Source organism: Streptomyces sp. NPDC050121, assembly GCF_044460385.1.
In the GTDB taxonomy this organism is placed as follows: domain Bacteria; phylum Actinomycetota; class Actinomycetes; order Streptomycetales; family Streptomycetaceae; genus Streptomyces; species Streptomyces soliscabiei.
The window spans coordinates 212,563-235,045 of sequence record NZ_JBITJV010000012.1; the positions used below are offsets into that span (position 1 = coordinate 212,563).

The window sequence follows — 22,483 nt, forward strand, 5'->3', positions numbered from 1 at the left end:
CAGCTGAACGCCCGGACGCCCTCGCGCGCCCCACCGCCGCCCGTTCCCTCCTCCCGCGCTCCGATCCCAGGCGCACGGACGGCGATATATGCCTAACCATCCTTTTTCTTCCTGCCGTTCAGGCACCTCACCCAGGAGAAAGCTCATGTCGTCCACCAGACAGTCCCGTTCCCTGCGCCGGACCGCGGTCGCGGCCACCTCCGCCGCCCTCGCCGGCGTACTCCTCGCGGCCTGCGGTTCCGGCGGCGGCAGTAGCTCCGGCGGCGCGCAGAGCGGCCCCGTGCACATCAAGGTGTGGGCCTGGTACCCGCAGTTCAAGCAGGTCGTCGCGGAGTTCAACAAGACCCACAAGGACGTCCAGGTCGACTGGGTGCAGGCCGGTGTGGGCCAGGACGAGTACACCAAGCTGAAGACCGCGCTGAAGGCGGGCCAGGGCGCGCCGGACGTCGTCATGCTGGAGTTCCAGGAGCTGCCCACCATCCAGCTCAGCAAGGGCCTGCTCGACATGGGCAAGTACGGGGCGGGCGCGGACAAGGACAATTACGTCTCCTGGGCCTGGAACCAGGCCTCCGACGGCGACCACGTCTACGCCATCCCGGTCGACGGCGGCCCGATGGCGATGATGTACCGGGCCGACCTCTTCGAGAAGTACAACCTCAAGGTCCCCACGACCTGGGCGGAGTACAAGGAGGAGGCGGCCAAGCTGCACAAGGCCGACCCGAACGCGTACATGACCGACTTCGGTAGCGACGAAACGGCCGGCGGCTGGCGCCAGGGCCTGATGTGGCAGGCAGGCTCGCGCCCCTACGCCTACTCGGCGAGCAAGCTGCCGAACATCGGGGTCAACCTGAACGACGCCGGGGCCAAGAAGGTGTACGACTACTGGGGCGACCTGGTCAAGAACAAGCTGGTCGACACCCAGTCGTACGCCACCACGGACTTCTACAACGGCCTCAGCACCGGCAAGTACGCCACCTACATCGCGGCCGGCTGGGGTCCGGGCTACCTCTCCAGCGTCGCCGCGAAGACCTCCGGCAAGTGGCGTGTCGCCCCGCTGCCGCAGTGGACGGCGGGCGCGGGCGCCCAGGGTGACTGGGGCGGTTCGAGCTTCTCCGTGACCTCACAGACCCAGCACCCCAAGGAGGCCACCGAGGTCGCCCGGGAGCTCTTCGGCACTTCGCAGGGCGCCTGGAAGATCGGCATCGACCAGGCCTACCTCTTCCCGCTGTCCAAGCCGATCCTCAACGGCTCGTACTTCGGGGACAAGAAGTACGACTTCTTCGGCGGCCAGCAGATCAACAAGGTGTTCGTGCCCGCCGCGAACGGTATCGGCAGCTTCGACTGGAGCCCGTTCCAGGACTTCGCCTACAACACCGACACCAGTGAGGTGGGCAAGGCCCTCCAGGGCCAGACCGACTGGTCCGCCGTGAACGACAACGTCCAGAGCCAGGTGACCTCCTACGCGACCAAGCAGGGATTCAAGGTCAACAAGTAACCGACCCGAACCCCCGGTCGACCACCACCCCCCGCCGGCGCGCAGCGCCTGGCGCGACCGCCGCCGGCGGGGGCTCGCACGACGCGCAAGGAGATGTGATGAGCCTGCTCCGACAGCAGGGATCCACCGCGATGGCACCGCCAAGTGCCGCCCCCGCCAAGGGACTTCGTACTCCCATGGCAGGCCGGCGCACCGGCGGGCTGTCCGCCCGCACCCGGCACAAGGGCATGGGCCTGCTGCTGGTCAGCCCGTTCCTCCTGCTCTTCCTGGCTTTCCTGGCGGCCCCGCTGGGCTATGCCTTCTGGCTCAGCCTCAGGACCTCCACCCTGGTCGGCGGCGACCACTTCAGCTGGTTCGCCAACTACAAGCAGACCTTCACCGACCCGCAGTTCCTGTCCGGCGTGCGCAGGGTCGCCCTCTTCGGTGTGGTGCAGATCCCGGTGATGCTCGGCTTCGCCCTGCTCGGCGCACTGATCATCGACGAGGTGACCAGCAGGCTCGCCAAGGTCTTCCGGATGACCCTGTTCATGCCGTACGCCGTGCCCGCGGTGATCGGCGCCCTGATGTGGGGCTTCCTGTACAGCCCGACCTTCGGGCCGGTGAACGCGATCAGCGACTCGCTCGGGCTCGGCAAGATCGACCTGCTGTCGCACGGTCTGATGCTGACCTCGCTGGGCAACATCGTGACCTGGCAGTGGACCGGCTACAACATGATCGTCCTGTACGCCGCTCTCCAGGGCCTGCCCCGAGAGGTGTACGAGGCGGCGAAGCTCGACGGCGCCGGCCAGGTGCAGACGGCCCTGCGCATCAAGATCCCGATGATCTCCTCGGCGCTGGTGCTCGCGCTCATGTTCACCCTCATCGGCACCCTGCAGTTCTTCACCGAGCCGCGAGTCCTGGAGAAGACCGCGTCCTCGGTGATCACGCCGGACTACACGCCGAACCTGTACGCCTACAACCTGGCGTTCCAGTACTCGGAGTTCAACTACTCCGCCGCCATCTCCTTCTCCCTCGGAGCGGTGGTCTTCATCGGCTCCTACCTCTTCCTGTTCGCCGCACGCAAAAGGAGCGGACTGAAGTGACGACCGCCGTAGCCCCCGCCCCCGCCGTCACCGCCCCGGCCGCCCGCCGCGAGTCCGGCGCCCGTGGACGCGTCACCGTCAACGTGGTGATGGTGGCGATGATCCTCTACTTCCTGATGCCGTTCTGGTGGCTGGTCGTCGCCGCCACCAAGGACAACGACGCGCTGTTCTCCACCGCGGCCCTGTGGTTCCACTCGCCGGGCTCCTTCTTCACCAACCTCCAGCAGCTGTTCACCTACAACGACGGCGAGTACCTGCGCTGGATGGGCAACACCGCCGTCTACGCGGGCGTGAGCGGGGTGGGCGCCACCGCCGTGGCGACCCTCGCGGGCTACGCCTTCGCCAAGTACCGATTCCCCGGCCGGAACCTGCTCTTCTCCAGCCTCCTCGGCGCGATCATGGTGCCCGCCACCGCGCTGGCCATCCCCACCTACCTGCTGCTGAGCAAGGTCGAGCTGACCAACACCATGTGGGCGGTCATCCTGCCCCAGCTGCTCAACCCGTTCGGCGTCTACCTGGTGCGGGTGTACGTGCAGGAGTCCCTGCCGGACGAGCTGCTGGAGGCGGCCCGCATGGACGGGGCCGGTGAGATGCGCGTGCTGTGGTCGGTGGCGCTGCCGACCCTGAAGCCGGCGCTCGTCACCGTGCTGCTGTTCTCCATGGTCGGCACCTGGAACAACTTCTTCCTGCCGCTGGTGATGCTCAACAACGACAAGCTCTTCCCGCTCACCGTGGGCCTGCAGTCCTGGTACGAGGGCGCGATGATCCAGTCCGGCGCCAACGCGCTGTTCACCCTCGTCATCGCGGGTTCCCTGGTGGCGATCCTCCCGCTCATCGTCACCTTCCTCCTCCTCCAGCGGTACTGGCGCGGCGGTCTGACCGTCGGAAGCCTCAAGTAACCCGGCTGCCCCGCTTTTTCCCCTTACTCGCGTTCCTCCTCCCGCGCACCTCCCGGAGCGACCTTCATGCTGCACGCCTCCCTGACCGTCGACCCCGCCTTCCGCGTTGCCGACGTGAGTCCCCGGACCTTCGGCTCCTTCGTCGAGCACATGGGCCGCTGCGTCTACACCGGCATCTACGAGCCCGGCCATCCGCAAGCCGACGAGGACGGTCTGCGCCGCGACGTCCTGGACCTGGTGCGCGAACTGGGCGTGACCACCGTCCGCTATCCCGGGGGCAACTTCGTCTCCGGCTTCCGCTGGGAGGACAGCGTCGGGCCGGTCGCCGAGCGGCCCACCCGTCTCGACCTGGCCTGGCACAGCACCGAGACCAACGCCTTCGGCCTGCACGAGTTCGCGGGCTGGGCCCGCAAGGCTGGCGTCGAGCCCATGATGGCGCTCAACCTCGGTACCCGAGGCGTCCAGGAGGCCCTCGACCTGCTGGAGTACTGCAACCACCCCGGCGGCACCACCTGGTCCGACCAGCGCATCAAGAACGGCGCCCAGGACCCCTTCGGCATCCGCATGTGGTGCCTGGGCAACGAGATGGACGGCCCCTGGCAGACCGGCCACAAGACCGCCGCCGAGTACGGCCGCCTCGCCGCCGAGGCCGCCCGCGCCATGCGCATGATCGACCCCGGGCTGGAGCTGGTGGCCTGCGGCAGCTCCAGCTCCTCGATGCCGACCTTCGGCGCCTGGGAGGCGACCGTCCTGGAGGAGGCGTACGACCAGGTCGACTACGTCTCCTGCCATGCCTACTACGAGGAGCTCGACGGCGACCTCGGCAGCTTCCTCGCCTCCGCCGTCGACATGGACGGCTTCGTGGAGTCGGTGGTCGCCACCGCCGACCACATCCGGGCCAAGCAGCGCAAGAAGAAGCGGATCAACCTCTCCTTCGACGAGTGGAACGTCTGGTACAACACCCGGTTCGAGGCGCAGGAGAAGCCCAGCCAGTGGGGTGTGGCCCCGCGCGTCATCGAGGACGAGTACAACGTCGCCGACGCCGTCGTCGTCGGCGGGCTGCTGATCAGCCTGCTGCGCAACAGCGACCGCGTCACCGCCGCCTCCCTCGCCCAGCTCGTCAACGTCATCGCCCCCATCCGCAGCGAGGCCGACGGCCCCAGCTGGCGGCAGACCACCTTCCACCCCTTCGCCCAGGCCGCCCGCCACGCCCGCGGCACCGTCCTGCGGGTCGAGCCGGACGCGCCCGTGTACGAGACGAAGCGTTTCGGTGACGTCCCGGTCGTCGACGCCGTCGCCACCCACGTCGAGGGCGCCGAAGGGGCCGACGAACTCACCGTCTTCGCTGTGAACCGGCACCAGCACGAGGACGTCGAACTCGCCCTGGAACTGGGGGCGTTCCCCGGCTACGTGCCTGTCCAGCACTCCGTGCTGAGCGACCCCGACATCCGCGCCACCAACACCCAGGACGCCCCCGACCGGGTCCGCCCGCGCCAGGCCGCCGTCACCTCCGTCACCGACGGCCGCCTCGCGGTGCACCTGCCGCCCGTCTCCTGGAACGTCATCCGCCTGCGCCGCGCCGGCTGACCCTCCTGCCGGCTGACCCCCTGCCGACAGGCACCCCCTAGGACACCCGCCGCTCCCCTCCCCCCTTTCCCCCCGGGAGCGGCGGGCCCAGCACCACCACCATCCCGTCCCTTCCGGACAGCCATTGGGAGCCGCCATGTCCACCACCAGGGAAGGCGCAAGACTCCGCGCCGTACCCCGACCCCAGGCGATCACGCTGCTGCTGGCCCTGCTCGCAGCCGCCGTCGCCCTCGTCCTGCCCGTATCCGGCCAGGCGCACGCGATCACGCGCGCGACCCAGACGATGTACACCTCACCGTCGACCGCCCCGTCGCCCGGCGCGCTCTACCCGCGCGGCCTGCGCCTGCAGCACAGCGGATCGTCCAACGGCACCATGCTCGCCACGTTCGAGCAGTACAGCTCCGGCACCCCCGTCTTCCCTATCTACCGCAGCACCGACAACGGCAACAGCTGGACGCAGATCTCCAGCATCACCGACACCCACAACGGCTTCGGCATGCGCTACCAGCCGCAGCTGTACGAACTGCCCACCGCCATCGGCAACTTCCCGGCCGGCACGATCCTCGCCGCGGGCAACTCCATCCCGAACGACCTGTCCTCGACCGAGCTGGACCTGTACGCCAGCACCGACCACGGTGCGACCTGGTCGTTCGTCAGCAGCATCGCCCAGGGCGGCAGGGCCGACGTCACCAACGGCCTGACCCCGGTGTGGGAGCCGTTCCTGATGGTGTCCGGCTCCAAACTGATCGTGTACTACTCCGACCAGCGTGACCCCAACCACGCCCAGAAGGTCGTCCACCAGACCACCACCGACGGCATCACCTGGTCCTCGGTCGTGGACGACGTGGCCATGCCGACCTACACCGACCGCCCCGGCATGCCGACCGTCGCGCAACTGCCCAACGGCAACTACGTGATGACGTACGAGTACGGGGGTGCAAGCGAAGGCAACTTCGCGGTCTACTACAAGATCTCCTCCAACCCCGAGGCGTTCGGCTCCGTCACCGGCACCGTCCTGAGGTCCACCGACGGGTACGTGCCCACCAGCGCCCCGTTCATCACCTGGCTTCCCACCGGCGGTCCCAACGGCACCCTGGCGGTCAGCGGCCAGAGCACCACCGACCTCTTCCTGAACACGCAGAACGGCGCGGCGGGCGCCTGGACGCGCATCGCCTCCACCGTCCCCCGCGGCTACAGCCGCGGCATGGTACCCCTCGCCGACGGCCACAGCCTGGAAATCTTCAGCGCGGGCGTGGTCAGCAACACCGTCGAGAACCCGGTCACCTACGGCACCATCGACCTGGGCGGCGGCATCTCCGACGGCGCCACCTACACCATGTCCAACGCCAACAGCCACCTGATGCTGACCATCGTCGGCGGCACCACCACCAACGGCACCTTCGCCACTCAGCAGAACGCCGACAACGCCACCGACCAGCAGTGGAAGTTCGTCCAGCAGACCTCGGGCTACTTCAAGATCTTCAACGTGGCCAGCGGCAAGCTCCTGGGCGTGCAGAACGCCTCCACCGCCAACGGCGCCAAGGTCCTGCAGTGGGACGACAACGGCACCCTCGACCACGAGTGGGCCGTCGCCCCGAACCCGGCGGGCGGCTTCACCGCCATCAACCGCAACAGCGGCAAGTACCTGGAGATCCCCAGCGCCTCCACCACCGTCGGCACCGCCGCGGGACAGTGGGACAACACCGGCTGCGCCTGCCAGCGCTGGAACCTCACCCAGACCGCCCTGCCGAACCTGGCCACCGGCCAGTACCGCCTGATCAACAAGAACAGCGGCAAGATCATGGAGATCCCCGGCGCGTCCACCACGGTGGGCAGGCAGGCCGGCCAGTGGGTGAACACCGCCAACAACTGCCAGCTGTGGACCTTCACCTCGCAGAGCGGCGGGGCGTGGACCGTGAAGAACGTCAACAGCGGTCTGTTCCTCGACAACAACGGCTCGGCCTCGGCCGGCGCGGCCGTCGTCCAGAACTCGTCGTCCACCGCGAACGGCCAGAAGTGGACGCTCACGGACGCCGGCAACGGCTACTTCAAGCTCGTCAACGTCGGCAGCGGCCTGGTGGCGGACGTCGCCTCGGCCTCCACCGCCAACGGCGCGCTGATCGTCCAGTCCACGGACACCGGCGCCGATGACGAACTCTGGCAGATCGCCCGGATCAACTGACCTGTCCCGGGGGCCCGGTTACGGCCGGGCCCCCATTCTTCCGTCCAGTATCTCGAACGATGGCTGTCATACCGAACAAGAGAGGTGGGGCGTCGTGCCTGAAGAACCCTGCGTTGTGGGTGTCGACTTCGGAACCCTGTCCGGCCGGGCCGTGGTCGTCCGCGTCCGCGACGGCGCCGAGCTGGCGTCGGCGGAGCACGTCTATCCGCACGCGGTGCTGGACCGTGAACTGCCCGACGGCACCCGGCTGCCTCCCGACTGGGCACTCCAGGTGCCGTCCGACTACATCGACGTGCTGCGCAACGCCGTACCGGAGGCCCTCGCCCGCGCGGGTGTCCAGGCCAGACAAGTCATCGGCATCGGCACCGACTTCACCGCCTGCACGGTCCTGCCGACGCTGGCCGACGGCACGCCGCTGTGCGAGCTGCCCGAGTACACCGCCCGCCCGCACGCCTACGTCAAGCTGTGGCGCCACCACGCCGCGCAGAGCCAGGCCGACCGGATCAACGCGCTGGCCGCCGAACTCAAGGAGCCGTGGCTGGAGCGGTACGGCGGGAAGATCTCCTCGGAGTGGGAGTTCGCCAAGGCGCTGCAGGTGTTGGAGGAGGACCCGGAGGTCTACCGGCGCACCGAGCGGTGGCTGGAGGCGGCAGACTGGATCGTGTGGCGGCTGTGCGGGACGTATGTCCGCAACGCCTGCACGGCCGGCTACAAGGGCCAGTACCAGGACGGGAGGTACCCGTCACCGGACTACCTGGCCGCCCTGCACCCGGACTTCGCCGCTTTCGTCACCGACAAGCTGGACCAGCCGATCGGCCAACTCGGTGAGGCGGCTGGGCGGTTGACCGCCGAGGCCGCCGCCTGGACGGGCCTGCCGGAGGGCATCGCGGTCTGCGTCGGCAACGTCGACGCGCATGTGACGGCCCCGGCGGCGGTCGCCGTGGAGCCCGGCCAGATGGTCGCCATCATGGGCACCTCCACCTGCCATGTGATGAGCTCGGACCAGCGCGGCATGGTCCCCGGCATGTGCGGTGTCGTCGATGGCGGCATCCTGCCCGGACTGTGGGGCTACGAAGCCGGACAGAGCGGCGTCGGCGACATCTTCGCCTGGTTCATCCGCACCAGCCTGCCCGCCGAGTACGCCGAACGTGCCGCGGCCGCCGGCCAGAGCCCGCACGAGTACCTGACCGAGCTCGCGGCCGAGCAGAAGGTCGGCGAACACGGCCTCATCGCCCTGGACTGGCACAGCGGCAACCGGTCCGTCCTGGTCGACCACGACCTCAGCGGCCTGCTGATCGGCCAGACCCTCTCCACCCGCCCCGAGGACGTCTACCGCGCCCTGCTGGAGGCCACCGCCTTCGGCACCCGCACCATCATCGACGCCTTCGAGGCCGCCGCCGTACCGGTACGGGAGCTGATCATCGCGGGCGGCCTGACCAAGAACGCCCTGCTCATGCAGATCTACGCCGACGTCACCCGCCGCCCGCTGAGCATCATCGGCTCTGCCCAGGGCCCGGCCCTCGGCGCCGCCATGCACGCCGCCGTCGCCGCTGGCGCGTACCCCGACATCCGTGCCGCGGCCCACGCCATGGGCAAGGTCCACCGCCGGGTCTACCTGCCTGACCCCGAGCGTGCGGCCGCCTACGAGCGCCTCTACGCCGAATACCGCGAGCTGCACGACTACTTCGGCCGCGGCGCCAACGAGGTCATGCACCGCCTGCGCCGCATCCGCGCCGAAGCTTCCGCCTGAGCCGGACCCCTGTGTATCCCTGTGAAGAAAGGCCCCCTGTCATGACGACTTCGACACTGCCCCTCACCGGCCAGGAGATCTGGTTTCTCACCGGAAGCCAGGGCCTGTACGGCGAGGACACGCTGCGCCAGGTCGCCTTCCAGTCCCAGCAGATCGCCGAACGGCTCGACGCCACCGACGAGATCCCGCTGCGCATCGTCTGGAAGCCGGTCCTCACCGACGCCGAGTCGATCCGCCGCCTGTGCCTCGAGGCCACCGCCTCCGACACCTGCGTCGGCGTGATCGTATGGATGCACACCTTCTCCCCGGCGAAGATGTGGATCGCCGGCCTGAGCGCGCTCGACCGGCCGGTCCTGCACCTGCACACCCAGTACAACCTGTCGTTGCCGTGGTCGAGCATCGACATGGACTTCATGAACCTCAACCAGGCGGCCCACGGTGACCGCGAGTTCGCGCACATCGAGGCGCGGGTCGGCGTCAGCCGCAAGATCGTCGCCGGACACGCCACCGACCCCAGGGTCGTCCGGCGCGTCGCGGCCTGGTCCAGGGCTGCCGCCGGCCGCCACGCCGCACGCACGCTGCGGCTGGCCCGTTTCGGCGACAACATGCGCGACGTCGCTGTCACCGAGGGCGACAAGGTGGAGGCGCAACTGCGCTTCGGCTTCTCGGTGAACACCTACGGGGTCAACGACCTGGTGGCCGTCGTGGACCAGGTCGAGGACAAGGCCACCGCCGAACTCGCGGCCGAGTACGTCGAGTCGTACGACGTGGTCCCGGCCCTGCGCCCCGGCGGCATCCGCCACGACTCGCTGCTCTACGCGGCCCGTCTCGAACTCGGCCTGCGCGCCTTCCTCACCGAGGGCGGCTTCACCGCCTTCACCACCAACTTCGAGGACCTCGGCGGCCTGCGCCAGCTGCCCGGTCTCGCCGTCCAGCGGCTGATGGCCGACGGCTACGGCTTCGGCGGCGAGGGCGACTGGAAGACCTCAGCCCTGCTGCGCACGATGAAGGTCATGGGCGCCGGAGAGCCCGGCGGCACCACCTTCATGGAGGACTACACCTACCACCTCGGCCCCGGCACCCCCCGCATCCTCGGCGCCCACATGCTCGAGGTCTGCCCCTCGGTGGCCGCCGATCGCCCCCGCTGCGAGATCCACCCCCTGTCCATCGGCGGTCGCGAGGACCCCGTCCGCCTGGTCTTCAACGCGGCCGCAGGCCCCGCCGTCGTCGTCGGCCTCTGCGACCTCGGCGACCGCTTCCGGCTCACGGCGAACGCCGTGGATGTCGTCGCCCCCAGCGAGCCCCTGCACCGTCTGCCGGTGGCCAGGGCCGTGTGGAAGCCGCGCCCCTCGCTCGCGGAGTCCGCCGAGAGCTGGCTGCTCGCCGGCGCACCGCACCACACGGTGCTCAGCTCGGCCGTGGGCACCGAGACGCTGAGCGACTTCGCGGCCATGACGGACGTGGAACTGCTGACGATCGACGAGAACACGACCACCGACCGACTGGCCAAGGAGATCCGCTGGAACGCGGCCTACCACCGCCTGGCCCAGGCCCTCTGAAGCTCGCCTCGAAAGGAAACGATCATGGCAACAGATGTCCGGGCGGGCCTGCGCCAGGAGGTGCTGGAGGCGAACCTCGCCATCCCACAGGTCGGTCTCGCGACCCTGACCTGGGGCAACGTGAGCGGAATCGACCGTGGGGCGGGGGTCTTCGTCATCAAGCCGTCGGGCGTACCGTACGAGGACCTCACGGCCGATGACCTGGTGACGGTACGGCTGTCCGACGGTGCGGTGGTGGACGGTGACCTGCGGCCGTCCACCGACACCGAGACGCATCGCTGCCTCTACCTGGCCTTCCCGTCGATCGGCGGGGTGACCCACACCCACTCCACGCACGCCGTCGCCTTCGCCCAGGCACGGCGGGACATCCCCGTCCTCGGCACGACGCACGCCGACACCTTCAACGGGCCCATCCCCGTCACCCGCGACCTCACCGCCGAGGAGTGCGCGCAGGACTACGAGTACAACACCGGCCACGTGATCGTCGACCTGCTCGCCGGCGACGACCAGCGGGCCGTCGAGGTGCCCGCCGCGCTCGTCGCCGGCCACGGCCCCTTCACCTGGGGCGCGTCGGCCCGCAAGTCCCTGGAGCACGCGATCATCTGCGAGGCCGTCGCCGACATCGCCCTCCACACCCTGTCCCTCTCTCCGACCACTCCGCCCCCACCCCACCTCCTGAACCGCCACTACACGCGCAAGCACGGCCCCGACGCCTACTACGGCAATCCGGACACAGCCGTCGCCACCCGCTGACCAGGCCGCTTCCCGCCAACCCGGCACCCGGTCAGGAGTCTCACACGACGAAGTCAAGCCGCCTGCGTGACCGCGGAGTGGAGGTGAAGACCCGTCCGTCACGCAGGAGTGCCCACAGCACGTCGGCCGGGCGGCGGGCGGCGGGCGACGGCGATGACGGCTTGGACGTGTTCCACGCGGACGCCTGCCAGCCGGCCTCCACGGCCGGGCTGGTGCCCGTTCCCCGCGACTCCGGCCGCCGGACCGGCAGCCTGCACCGCAGCCGTACTTCGTGATCCACAGGCTGAGTTCAGGCGAGAGGCGCCGTTTGCATTCGCGGAAACGGATGGGTAGTGACCGCGGCGGGCTCCGGCCCGGTTGCGACCGTCTGTGCTGGTGGGGGCTTGTGACCGGGCCGCAGCCAGGGAGCGGCGGGGGCCTCAGGCGGTAAAATGACGTCGTCGGGCCCGCACATTGCACACACAGCAGTGCCCCTTCGCTCCGGCGTCCTTGAGAGTGCGAGCCCGAATCTCATGGACGGCACACGTCGAGCCGGACACCGGCTCACTTGAGTCTCGTCCCGCCGAATGCGGGAGAGTTTTCCTTCCCTGGCACGGAAGCGTGCGTCATGATCAACACCTCCACCCGGATAGCGGCCCTCGCCACCACCGCCCTGCTCGCCGCTACCGGCGCCGTGGTCGGTGCCACCCAATCGTCGGCCTCGCCAAGAATCCCCACCTGCCACGTGGCCGACCTGCACCTGTCCGTCGGCAGGTCCACAGGCGGCGCGGGATCGCTCTTCTATCCCCTTCGGATCACCAACACCTCACACCACACCTGTTCGTTGCGCGGATACCCCGGCGTCAGCATCCTGGACGGCCGTCGCCACCAGATCGGTGCCCCGGCGACCCGTAACGCCCATCCGGTGTCCACCGTGTTCGTCCACCCAGCCCGGACGGTGTTCGCCACCATCCGCACCAACAATCCGAGCGTGGTGCCCACCTGCCGGCCGACATCGACATACATCCGTGTCTACCCGCCGGCCAGCTTCCAGTCCATGCTGATCCGCTACCACCTGAAGGTATGCGGAGCCTTCGAGATCAACCCGGTGCAACGCACGGCATAGGCGCCGGACGTCCGTGGCATCCCCGCCCCGGCCGGCCGGCCGGCCGACCGCCCCGCGACGCCTCGACCACCTGGCCGGGAAGACACCGAGCCGCGCCTGGCAGAACCTGTCCGTCGGACGCGGCGCGAAGAGCCACGGGCACCGTGCGGGTTGCCGCGGCTACGCTCGCCCCGTGATGGAACGGTGGAAGGGCTACGTAACCCGTCATCCCGTCTGGGGCGCCGTGGAGTTGACGCTGGCCTGGCATGCCGTACTGGTGCTGTTCGCCAAGGTGATCCTGCCGCCGCTGGCACCGTCATGGTTCCCGGGCCTGGGCGCTGCCTTGGTCAACGCGATCTGCTTCGCCGGTGTTTGGTGCGTGCTGTGGCGGTGGGGGTGGCTGCGCGCATCCGGCACCACCACGCTCGGCCGCCCGCGCCGCTGGTGGCTGGCGGTGCCGATGCTGCTGATCGCCGGCTCGTACGCTCTGGCCGGGCTCGACGGCAGCACGACGGTGGTCGTCAGCTCGCTGGTGTCCCTGCTGTGGGTCGGCCTCAACGAGGAGGTCTACAGCCGCGGCCTCGTCCAGCAGACCCTCACCTCACTCGGCCCGCTGCGTGCGGCCACCGGCGTCGCCGTCCTCTTCGGTATCGGGCACCTGCAGAACTACCTGTTCTTCGGCGCCGCGTTGGACGACACGCTGTGGCAGATGCTGTCCGCCGCGCTGTTCGGCTTCACCTGCGCCGGCCTGCGTTTCGCGATCGGCTCCGTCTGGCCGATGGTGGTCGTCCACGCGCTCGACGACTTCTTCCAGATCCGCTCTCCGGGCGCGGCCCCGGACTGGTGGCAGGTGGGCGTGTACGTCTTTCACGCCGCGTACGGCTGGTGGCTGTTGCACCACTACGGCAGCCGAGCCCCTCTCCCGCTGCACGGTGCCACTGCGGACGACGACGAGCGCCCCGAGGAAGCCGCGGCACTCGACTGACTCAACTGCCGCTGAGCCGCCTGCGGTTGCAGCCGACAGGCCGGCAGATCGTTCAGCGCGATGCCGAGCAGACCCGGCGGATCCGGTGTTGCTCCGGGTGCCGCAGCCCCAGCCCGCACAGGACCTACGCCTCGGTCGTGGGCTCCGACGCCCCCTTCGGCATGTTGCCGTGCTGGTGGTGGTCACCACCGTGCCGGCCGGTCTCGGGAGGACCACCCATCATGCGGAGCATGGCCCGTCCACCGGTTTGCCGGAAGCGCGCGAGGAGCATGGCGGCGAGGAGGAGGAAGGCGATGTTGAGCCACGTGGTGTAGTTCCAGCTGATGCCTTCCGCCGGCAGCTTCGCATCTTCCTGATGGGGGATCAGGCCAAGCCCTCCGAAGGCGATCTCCACGACGTACCCGGCGATGACCATCGCGAAGTAGAAGGTGACGAAGATGAATGCGGTCGTCCTGGCACCGTAGTACTTGCGGTAGATGTTGAGGATCGGCAGGATCAGCAGATCGGCGAAGATGAACGCCACCACACCGCCGAAGCTGATGCCGCCTTTCCACAGCACCACCGCCAACGGCACGTTGCCGACGGAACAGACGAACGAGGCGACTGCCACGAGGGGGCCGATCACGGGTCCCCACAGTTTGGCCGCCAGGGGACGCCCGTCGAAGAAGAAGGCGCGCCAGAACGAGTCGGGCACCCAGGCGGCGATAGCGCCGGCGACGAGCAGACCAATGACCACGTCACGGATGATCGCCGCCCACTCCATGATGAAGACATGGCTGGTGGACGTGAATCCCTCACGGGAAAACAGCCGGCTGGCGAAGGAGCCCTCACGCTGGAGGGACATGTCCATCGCAGCATGTCCCTCCATGGATCCGGCACGTCCTCTTTCGGCCTGATCGCGCGCCTGACGCAGCAGCCTGTCGCGGAGGAACAGTCTGAAGAGGACGGCCAGAACAATGATCATGATGGGTCCGCCCGCGAACTCCGCGGCGGTGAACTGCCAGCCCATCAACAGGGCGAGGATCATGCCCAGTTCGACGACGAGATTGGTGGACGCGATCTCGAAGGCCATGGCGGCGGTGAAGTTCGCCCCCTTGCGGAACAACGAGCGGGCGAGTGCCACCGCGGCGTAGGAACAGGACGAGGACGCTGTGCCCAGGGCCGAGGCGATGGCGAGGGTGCGGGGCCGGTCGTCGCCCAGCAGGGAGACGATGGTGCCCTTGCGTACCACGGCCTGGACAACGGCGGACAGCGCGAACCCGAGGATCAGGGCCCAGGTGATGTCCCAGGTCATCGAGCCGATGCCTCGGTGATCGGCATGCCGTGCGAGAAACCCGGGTTCACCTTGAGGGTCCCGCTGGGCAGGAGCTTTGACGGGAGCCTGGACGAGTCGTCGATGGGCACGACCTGGCCGCTCATTCCAGGCCGGTCTTGCGGACCGTCTCGACCAGCAGCACACGCTCGGCCTGTGAGACCACCGCCCGGCCGCTGCCCTCGATGTGGGCGGCCGGTGGCGGGACGGTGCGCGCGGAGATCCCGCTCGGTGGCTTCCTCGACCAACTCGTGGTTGAGCGCGGCGGCACAGGTCGCTCCCATCCCGGCCGCCGTGATCGCCTGGGCCCGTGGATCGACCACCTTCCCGATGGCCCGGAGACCCGATGACCCGGAGACCGGGGCGGCTGATGCGCCCGACGGGGCCGGTGCGCAGGGAGCCCTGCTCGTCCCTCGAGCCCCGAGACAGCTCCGGCGCCGCTGGGAGCGACATGTCAACGAGCAACGCCCCCGCCATCGGGCCAAGGCGCTGCTCCAGATGGTCTGTTTCAGGATGCCTTGTGGTCGGCGGGCTTCTCGATCTCGATGGTCACCGGTGCCCCTCGGAAGAGCACCGGGAGCCACAGGAGACATGCCAGCAGGGGGACCGCGGCGTAGGTGGCCATGCCCACACTGGAGCCCAACCCGTCCATGAGCGCGCCGACGACGAGATAGCCGATGCCGATGAGCGCCGACTCCACGAATGCGATCATCGACAGCAGGCTCGCCCGGTGGCGTGACGGCACGGCCTCGTTGAACACGTTGTCCACGATCACGGCGGTGATCTCGGGAATTCCGACCAGGGCCAGGAACGCGGCGATGGTGACCCAGACGAGGCCGAGGCCGCTCAGGCCGAGCGCCGCGGCGAGCGTCAGGAGAGACACCGGGACGATGACCCGATACCCGATGCGCCGGTCCGCGCGGTCCGACAGCAAGGGAGTGAGCCCGCCGGCGAAGAACCCCGCCGATATGACCACGCTGACCAATGCGGTGCCCGCTCCCTGATCGGAAAGGGTCTTCTGCGTAAAAATGATGTACGGCGTCAAAGTCGCATGCATCAGTGCGGACACCACGACAAGTGTCACGAGCGCCGGCGTGGCGACCCGAAGCATCGCCCGCCACGCCGTGGCGTCGCCGTGCTCGTCCTTGGCTCCGTCCTGCTCGTCCACCGCGTCCGCGCCGCGGATCTCGGGCACCCGTGACATCAGCACCACCACGGCCAGGACGAGGCAGGCCGCCGAACCGACGTAGACGATTCCCCAGGAAATCTGCTGCAGTTGGCCGCCGAGGACAATGGCGGCTCCCGAGGTGACCGTCCCGAGCATGGTGAACCGGGACTTGATCTTGATGTAGCTGGTCGTTGCGCCACGACGCACGAGCAGGTCGTACAGCAGGGCGGTGTCCGAACCGGATACACATGCCATGCCCACGCCCTGCCCGACGAACAGTGTCAGGAACGCCCAGTAGTTGGAGGACGCCACCTGCCCGAGCAGACATCCAGCTATCAGCATCTGGCCGATCACGATGCCGGCACGCCTGCCGATTCGGTCGGCGATGACTCCCGTCGGCAACTCCGCAAGTCCGCTGACCAGGTAGAGCAGTGTCTGAAGTAGCGCCACTTGCCCGGCGGAGAAGCCTCGCTGCTGAAGGAAGAGGACGAATACGCCGCGCTGGAACAGCGTGTTGGCGAGCACGGCGTATACGTAGAACGGGCGCGTGACGCTTCGTGCTGCATCGTCGACTGCAGTCGACCCGCCAAGGGCCTCCGTGGTGCCGGTCATGCTGCGGGCTCCCCCTGGTGCCTCCGGTGACCATCAGTGTGGGGCCTCCGCCGCCGACCGGAACCTCCAGTCCACACTTCGCACAGGATAGACGACCTCGCAGGCCGGATCGGGGTCAGGGGAGACCGCTACAACGAGCACCACATGTCGCAGGTGAACAGGTAGCGGACCAGTTCACGCCGGTCGTGGCCGCGGTCACGAACAGGGTGGTGAAGTCAGGGTCACCGCGCGGAGACCGGCGTGCACCCCGGCGCATGCGTCTGCTGGATCCATGAGCGGTCCAGGCCGGGTGGGGCGTGGAGGAGTCCCGCCCCGGCCGGGTGTCATCGGAGGTACTTGGCGGGCTTGGTGGCGGCGTTGAGCAGGTATTCCAGGGGGCCGCGGCGGAAGTAGCGGGACCAGACGGTGGCGAACACGATCGCCCCGAGGATGAACATGAGCAGCGGCACCCAGGACTGCTGGGTGCCGGTTCCGCCGGGCAGGGACAGCGCGGACTGGGCGAGGAAGTGGCCGACGTAGGCGGTCAGGGACATGGTGCCCACGGCGATGACCGGTTTCGCCAGGCGGCGCAGTCGCGGCAGGCGATCCATCGCCACCGTCGCACCGACGATCACGAGGATCGCGACTCCGACGCTGCCGATGATGTCGAACGTGGTGCCACTGTGCGGCCCGGCCGTCAGGAGCAACGACGCCGGCATATCGGGGAACGACCCGCCGTCAGGGGGCATCGACCCGGAGCCGCCGGACGACGGCCCGCCTTCCGCGAGGCTCCGCAACGCGCCCTTGCCGGCGAGCAGCAGGGACATGCCGTACGCGGTCACGGTGAGGGCGGCGCCGAGCGCGGCCAGGCGCCGCTGGACGGTTCCGGAGGACAGGTCGAGGCGGGCCAGCGCCATACCGGCGATCACGAACGGCATCCAGGTGATCACCGGGTAGAAGCCCGTGAACAGCAGATCGAGCACGCCGACCTCGCTGAGCCGGTGGAGCGGGTCGTAGGCGTTGACGCTCTGTTGGACCGACTCGCTCAGCAGCGAGTTGAGGGCGAAGGCCAGCTGTGGTGTGACCACGGCGAGGGCGGCCGCGGTGATCGCGAGCGTCCTGGCGCGCAGTCGCACCAGCGGCAGGGCGAGGAGGAAGTAGACGCCGTAGAAGCCGAGGATGATCACTCCTCCGTACTCCATCGCCATCGCGGTGCCCAGTGCCAGCAGGATCACGGCGCGGATCGCGATGCGGGCTTTCGCCTGTCGGCCGGCCAGGCCGGTCTTGGGTTCGCGGCGTCCGGCGATCAGCATCAGTGAGAACCCGGCGAGGGTGGCGAACAGGACCGACGAGTGCCCCTCTGCCAGGTACCGGATCCAGCTGGCGACGCCGTCCGTGGCCGACAGCGGAGGGCCGATGTGTACGACGTACATGCCGAACACCGCCAGCGCGCGGGCCAGGTCCACCCCGACGAGGCGTCCCATCGAGGGACCGGGCGAGGCCGGCCCGGCGGACTCGGGGGAGGTTCGGGGCTGCGGAGGCGAGTTCTTCTGCGGAGCTGATGTCTCCTGCGGCGGCTGGGTCTGTGTCATACGGAGAATCTCGCGTGCACGTCAGGGGGCGGACCATCCGGCAGTCTTCGGTGTCGGCCCCGCCGATCAGCGGGTCCCGCCCTGCCGACCGGCGGGGTCTCGTCCCGCCCCGTCCGCACTGTCGGACGGCTGTCGTCTTCAGCCACTTGGCGGGGGTGGACCCGACGGTTGCCGGATGGGCGCGGGGCGGACGGGCTTCCAGGCTGGAGGCATGACACACCGTGCGCGACACAACGAGCGCGAGGACTTCCTCGGGTCATCGGCCGAGGCGTTGGTGCACACCCTCGCCACGAGCACAGCCGGACTCGTCCACTGACCCGACACATGATCACGCCCTGGTGTGCCGGACCGCTGATGCGGTGCCCGGCAGACCGCAGAAGAAAGGAATGTCGTGAACACCGCATCCGCCCCGACGACGGATGAGACGTCCGTGTCCCCCCGAGAGACGGTCAAGGCACTGTGCGCCTATACCCGGCCGCACCGGTGGGCCGTCGCTCTCGGCCTGCTGTGCGCCCTGATCGGGGCCGCCGGGGGACTGCTGCAGCCACTGGCCACGAAGACACTGGTGGACCGGCTCGCCTCCGGTGGGACCATCACCGGGATCCTGATCGCGCTCACCGCGCTGGTGCTGCTGGGCACGGCGGTCGAGGCGTTCGGCAGGTATGTGCTGGAGCGGACGGCGGAGTCGGTGGTCCTGACCGCGCGGCGCACCCTGGTGGGACGGTTGCTGCGGCTGCGGATCGCGGAATGGGAGCGGATCCCGCCGGGCGATCTGATGTCCCGGGTCACCTCGGACACGACGCTGCTGCGGGCGGTCAGCACCCAGGCGGTCGTCTCCGCGGCCACCGGCGCGGTGGCCTTCGTCGCGGCGATCGTGATGATGGCGTTCCTGGACGTCGTGCTGCTGGGCGTGACGCTCGTTGTCGTCGTACTGGTCGGCGGGGCCGCCGCGCTGGTGATGCCGAGGATCGCGCGGGCCACCGAGCGGTCGCAGCAGGCGGTGGGGGAGATCTCCGTCGCGTTGGAGCGGGCCTTCGGGGCGTTTCGCACGGTGAAGGCGTCCGGCGCCGAGGAGCGGGAGACCGCCCGGGTGGAGGCGGCGGCGCGGCGGGCATGGCGGCACGGCGTGAAGAGCGCGAAGTGGGAGTCCGTGGCGGGCTCGGCCGACGAACTCGCCGTACAGCTGGCCGTCCTCGCCGTGCTCGCGGTCGGCGGGGCGCGCGTGGCGTCCGGGACGATCCCCGTGTCGACCCTCATCGCCTTCCTGTTGTACCTCTTCTACCTGATCGAGCCGGTGTCCAGGCTGGTCGACGCCGTGTCGCAGTACCAGGAGGGGGCGGCGGCGATCTCCCGGATCGCGCAGGTGGAACGCCTGGCGACGGAACCGCCCGCCCCGCAGGAGGGCGTCCTGCCCGGGCAGCGGGCGGCGGTGCCGGGCCCGGCGTCGGTCCGTTTCGAGGACGTGACCTTCCGCTACCGCCCGCGCCTGCCGTACGTCCACCAGCAGGTGAGCTTCGAGGTGCCGGGCGCCGGGATGACCGCCTTCGTCGGACCGTCCGGAGCGGGCAAGTCGACGGTGTTCGCGCTCATCGAGCGGTTCCACGAGGCTACCGGCGGCCGGGTCCTGGTCGACGGCAAGGACGTACGGGACTGGCCCTTGTCCCAGCTGCGGTCCGCCATCGGCTATGTGGAGCAGGACGCTCCGGTGCTGGCCGGCACACTCAGGGAGAACCTGGTGTTCGCGGCGCCCGGCGCGTCGGACGACGACATCCGCGATGTCCTGGCCCGCACGAAGCTCGACACTCTCGTCGAGCGCCTGCCCCACGGTCTGGACACCCCGGTCGGACACCGCGGTTCGAAGCTGTCGGGCGGCGAGCGGCAGCGCATCGCCATCGCCCGCGCTCTGCTGCGCAGGCCCCGGCTGCTGCTCCTGGACGAGGCGACCTCGCAACTCGACGCGGTCAACGAGCTGGCGCTGCGTGACGTCATTGCGGAGGTGGCCCGCGAGACCACCGTGCTGGTGGTGGCCCACCGCCTGTCGACGGTGACAGGCGCCGACCGGATCATCGTGATGGAGGACGGACGGGTTCGGTCTGTCGGCACCCATGAGGAACTGGTGGCCCAGGACCGGCTGTACGCGCAGCTGACGGCCACCCAGCTGCTGGCCCCCGCGCGATGACCCCCCATACGCGGGGTTGTCCGGCCGTCCCTGCACCATTTCCGGCCGGACAACCCCACGCACCGGGCGGGTACGGGCTTCGTGTATCGAGTTCGGCCGTCGCCGCGCTCACGCAGTTCGGCGAGGTGACTCGGGCGGCGCATGGAGGACGCCGCCGGCAGCCACCAGCGCGACCGCGTACGGCAGCGTGGCCGTGACAGCACGCCGACACGAGACCCCGGTCGGTCAGTCCGCACCGAGCGGAATCCGCAGCCGCACCCGGTATCCGCCGTCCGCGGTCGGGCCCGCATCCAGGGTGCCGTGCAGGATGTCGGCCCGTTCCCGCAGACCGACCAGGCCCTGCTGCGAACCCGGGAGGGAGAGGGAGGGACGCGTGGGCGCGGTGTTGGTGATGGTCACTCCGACGTCGTCGCCGTCCTGCCACAGCTCGACGCAGGCCGTGGTGCCGGGGGCGTGCTTGCGGACGTTGGTCAACGCCTCCTGGACCGTACGGTAGAGGGCCCGTTGCGCTGGTGTGCCCACGGCGGGCGGCAGCTCACCCGACAACTCCACGTGAGTGCCGCTGGATTCCACCAGTTTGCGCAGGTCGGCCAAGGTGGGCTGAGGCGTCGGCTCGGTGGCGTGGCCGCCGGAGGCGCGCAGCAGCGTGACCATGGTGCGCAGTTCGTCGAGCGTGGTCACGCTCAGCGAACGGATGGTGCGGGCAGCCTCTTTGGCGTCCGCGTCCTTGGTGGCGACCTGTAGGGCTCCGGCCCGCACGGCGATCAGACTGACCTGGTGGGAGACCACGTCGTGCATCTCGCGGGCCAGTTGGGCACGTTCGCGGGCGAGCACGGCCTGGGCGTGCAGGGCCCGCTCGTGCTCCCTGGCCTCCTCGATCTCGACAAGCCGCCGCGCCAAGTCCCGATGCGTCTGGAGAAGTTGTGCAATGAGGACCGGTGCGGCGGCGGTCGCCAGGCCGTACACGAAGGTGACCAGCGTCATGGTCCGGCCGACCTCGGTCAGGCTGGCCAGGGGCCACGGAGTGCTGTTCGCCACGGCGGTCAGGGCGACGCACACCGCGAGGAGAAGGCGGTTGCGGGACCGTTCGGCCAGCGTGAACAGCGCCGCGAGCGGAGCGACGGCGACGGGCTGCGTCAGCGCGATGGGCAGGGTGAGCAGGAACACGCCGAGCGGGAACCGGCGCCGGAAGGCCAGTGCGACGCAGCCGAGCGTGGCCAGCGCGACACCGAGGCGCGTGTCGTCCCACAGGTTCAGCCGCACGTCCACGGCCGCTGCCACCACCAGGACGAGGTCGACGACCGGCGCGGGCACACGCTCCCACAGCGCGCGGGCGCGATTCATCGCCCGGCCTCCGACCGCGCGTGCCCGTCGAGCAGACCGGCCCGCTGCGCCAGCAGCGCGGCCCGCACCCGGCTCGTCACCCGAAGTTTCGTGAGGATGGCGCTGACATGGTCCTTGACCGTGCCGGCACCCAGGTGGATGCGCGCCCCGATGTCGGCGTTCGACAGCCCCTGCGCCACCAGGACGAGGACGTCACGCTCCCGCGCGGTGAGCAGCCGGACCCGGGCGGCCTCCTCGTCGACGGCGGCCTCGGTGCCGGGGTGGCTGTGCAGCAGCGTCCGCGAGGCCTTCGGGGAGAGCACCACACCACCCGCTGCCAGGGTGCGCACCAGGTGGGCGAGCTGCTCCGGCTCGGTGTCCTTGAGCAGGAAACCGGCCGCACCGCAGTGCAGCGCGGTCAGGATGTACTCGTCGGCGTCGAACGTCGTCAGCATCGCCACCACCGGAGCGGCCGGACCCGCTCGCAGCTCGCGCAGGACGGTGAGCCCGTCGACGTCCGGCATCCGGATGTCCAGCAGCACCACCTCGGGCCGCTCCCGGCGGACGGTCTCCACGGCTTCGCCGCCGCTCGCGGTCGCGACGACGTCGATGTTCTCCGAGGCGCCCAGAATGAGTTCGAAGCCCGAGCGGACCAGTGCCTCGTCGTCCACCACCACTACCCGGATCACGCGCGCTCCGCCTCACCTTCGTTCATGCCGTCCGGCCCATGCCGACTCGACCCTAAAGCCAGGCAGAGCCCCGGCGGCCCGACGAGCGGCAGCTCCAGCCACACGGCGGGGTAGCACCCACCAGTCGGCAGGGACAACACAGCCGCCTGCCGGACAGTCCATGACCGGCCCGGTCTCCAGCCTGAGGGGCATGACACCTCACGCCGACTCCCCGCTGCTCCCGGCCGACGCGGCGTCCCCTGCACGCGAGCGC

General features: G+C 69.5%; 18 protein-coding genes. 12 read left to right on the plus strand and 6 right to left on the minus strand.

Features of this window, described 5'->3' with window-relative positions; genetic code table 11:
- Window positions 1-145: 145 nt before the first annotated feature.
- The 11 genes from ACIBTS_RS20500 (at window position 146) to ACIBTS_RS20550 (ending at window position 13,376) form a co-directional block, all read left to right on the plus strand.
- Window positions 146-1,495, plus strand: coding sequence for an ABC transporter substrate-binding protein (locus ACIBTS_RS20500; RefSeq protein WP_399321028.1), 1,350 nt, complete (start codon window positions 146-148; stop codon window positions 1,493-1,495).
- Between the two features lie 98 nt (window positions 1,496-1,593).
- Entirely contained in the window at window positions 1,594-2,577 is a 984-nt protein-coding gene (locus ACIBTS_RS20505; RefSeq protein WP_319677393.1) for a sugar ABC transporter permease, read from the plus strand.
- Window positions 2,574-3,476: a carbohydrate ABC transporter permease gene (locus tag ACIBTS_RS20510; RefSeq protein ID WP_319339714.1), complete on the plus strand. Its 903-nt coding sequence runs from the start codon at window positions 2,574-2,576 to the stop codon at window positions 3,474-3,476. Before ACIBTS_RS20505 ends, ACIBTS_RS20510 begins: the two co-directional genes overlap by 4 nt.
- Before the next feature lie 66 nt (window positions 3,477-3,542).
- Entirely contained in the window at window positions 3,543-5,063 is a 1,521-nt protein-coding gene (locus tag ACIBTS_RS20515) for an alpha-N-arabinofuranosidase (RefSeq protein WP_399321030.1), read from the plus strand.
- A gap of 136 nt (window positions 5,064-5,199) precedes the next feature.
- Window positions 5,200-7,245 (plus strand): RICIN domain-containing protein, encoded by a 2,046-nt coding sequence (locus ACIBTS_RS20520; RefSeq protein WP_399321031.1) that lies wholly within the window; start codon window positions 5,200-5,202, stop codon window positions 7,243-7,245.
- A 94-nt stretch (window positions 7,246-7,339) separates the two neighbouring features.
- Window positions 7,340-8,995: a ribulokinase gene (gene araB / locus ACIBTS_RS20525; protein ID WP_399321033.1), complete on the plus strand. Its 1,656-nt coding sequence runs from the start codon at window positions 7,340-7,342 to the stop codon at window positions 8,993-8,995.
- 41 nt (window positions 8,996-9,036) lie between these two features.
- Window positions 9,037-10,554, plus strand: a complete 1,518-nt coding sequence (gene araA, locus ACIBTS_RS20530; protein WP_319671490.1) for an L-arabinose isomerase — start codon at window positions 9,037-9,039, stop codon at window positions 10,552-10,554.
- Between the two features lie 24 nt (window positions 10,555-10,578).
- A complete protein-coding gene (gene araD / locus ACIBTS_RS20535; RefSeq protein ID WP_399321035.1) occupies window positions 10,579-11,307 on the plus strand; it encodes an L-ribulose-5-phosphate 4-epimerase AraD in 729 nt (242 codons plus the stop codon).
- A gap of 83 nt (window positions 11,308-11,390) precedes the next feature.
- On the plus strand, window positions 11,391-11,582 hold the full coding sequence (locus ACIBTS_RS20540) for a hypothetical protein (protein ID WP_399321108.1): 192 nt from the start codon (window positions 11,391-11,393) through the stop codon (window positions 11,580-11,582).
- A gap of 332 nt (window positions 11,583-11,914) precedes the next feature.
- Complete coding sequence (locus tag ACIBTS_RS20545) at window positions 11,915-12,412, plus strand: DUF4232 domain-containing protein (protein ID WP_399321037.1); 498 nt, start codon at window positions 11,915-11,917, stop codon at window positions 12,410-12,412.
- A gap of 175 nt (window positions 12,413-12,587) precedes the next feature.
- Entirely contained in the window at window positions 12,588-13,376 is a 789-nt protein-coding gene (locus ACIBTS_RS20550; protein ID WP_399321101.1) for a lysostaphin resistance A-like protein, read from the plus strand.
- A 124-nt stretch (window positions 13,377-13,500) separates the two neighbouring features.
- Here the strand turns inward: ACIBTS_RS20550 and ACIBTS_RS20555 are convergent, their stop codons facing one another.
- The 4 genes from ACIBTS_RS20555 to ACIBTS_RS20570 form a co-directional block, all read right to left on the minus strand.
- Window positions 13,501-14,670, minus strand: coding sequence for a permease (locus tag ACIBTS_RS20555; protein WP_399321039.1), 1,170 nt, complete (start codon window positions 14,668-14,670; stop codon window positions 13,501-13,503).
- A gap of 121 nt (window positions 14,671-14,791) precedes the next feature.
- The gene (locus tag ACIBTS_RS20560) at window positions 14,792-14,959 is read right to left on the minus strand and encodes a hypothetical protein (RefSeq protein ID WP_399321040.1); all 168 of its coding nucleotides are present in this window, start codon (window positions 14,957-14,959) and stop codon (window positions 14,792-14,794) included.
- Window positions 14,960-15,196: 237 nt separating this feature from the next.
- Window positions 15,197-16,468 carry an MFS transporter gene (locus ACIBTS_RS20565; protein ID WP_399321041.1) on the minus strand — a complete coding sequence of 424 codons (1,272 nt, stop codon included), beginning with the start codon at window positions 16,466-16,468 and terminating at the stop codon, window positions 15,197-15,199.
- A gap of 323 nt (window positions 16,469-16,791) precedes the next feature.
- Window positions 16,792-18,039: a DUF418 domain-containing protein gene (locus ACIBTS_RS20570; RefSeq protein ID WP_399321043.1), complete on the minus strand. Its 1,248-nt coding sequence runs from the start codon at window positions 18,037-18,039 to the stop codon at window positions 16,792-16,794.
- Window positions 18,040-18,430: 391 nt separating this feature from the next.
- Between ACIBTS_RS20570 and ACIBTS_RS20575 the strand changes: the two genes are divergently transcribed.
- Window positions 18,431-20,218, plus strand: coding sequence for an ABC transporter ATP-binding protein (locus ACIBTS_RS20575; protein ID WP_399321044.1), 1,788 nt, complete (start codon window positions 18,431-18,433; stop codon window positions 20,216-20,218).
- A gap of 225 nt (window positions 20,219-20,443) precedes the next feature.
- Here the strand turns inward: ACIBTS_RS20575 and ACIBTS_RS20580 are convergent, their stop codons facing one another.
- The gene (locus ACIBTS_RS20580) at window positions 20,444-21,562 is read right to left on the minus strand and encodes a sensor histidine kinase (RefSeq protein ID WP_399321045.1); all 1,119 of its coding nucleotides are present in this window, start codon (window positions 21,560-21,562) and stop codon (window positions 20,444-20,446) included.
- A complete protein-coding gene (locus tag ACIBTS_RS20585; protein ID WP_399321047.1) occupies window positions 21,559-22,230 on the minus strand; it encodes a response regulator in 672 nt (223 codons plus the stop codon). The genes ACIBTS_RS20580 and ACIBTS_RS20585 overlap by 4 nt, the downstream gene beginning before the upstream one ends.
- Between the last annotated feature and the right edge of the window lie 253 nt (window positions 22,231-22,483).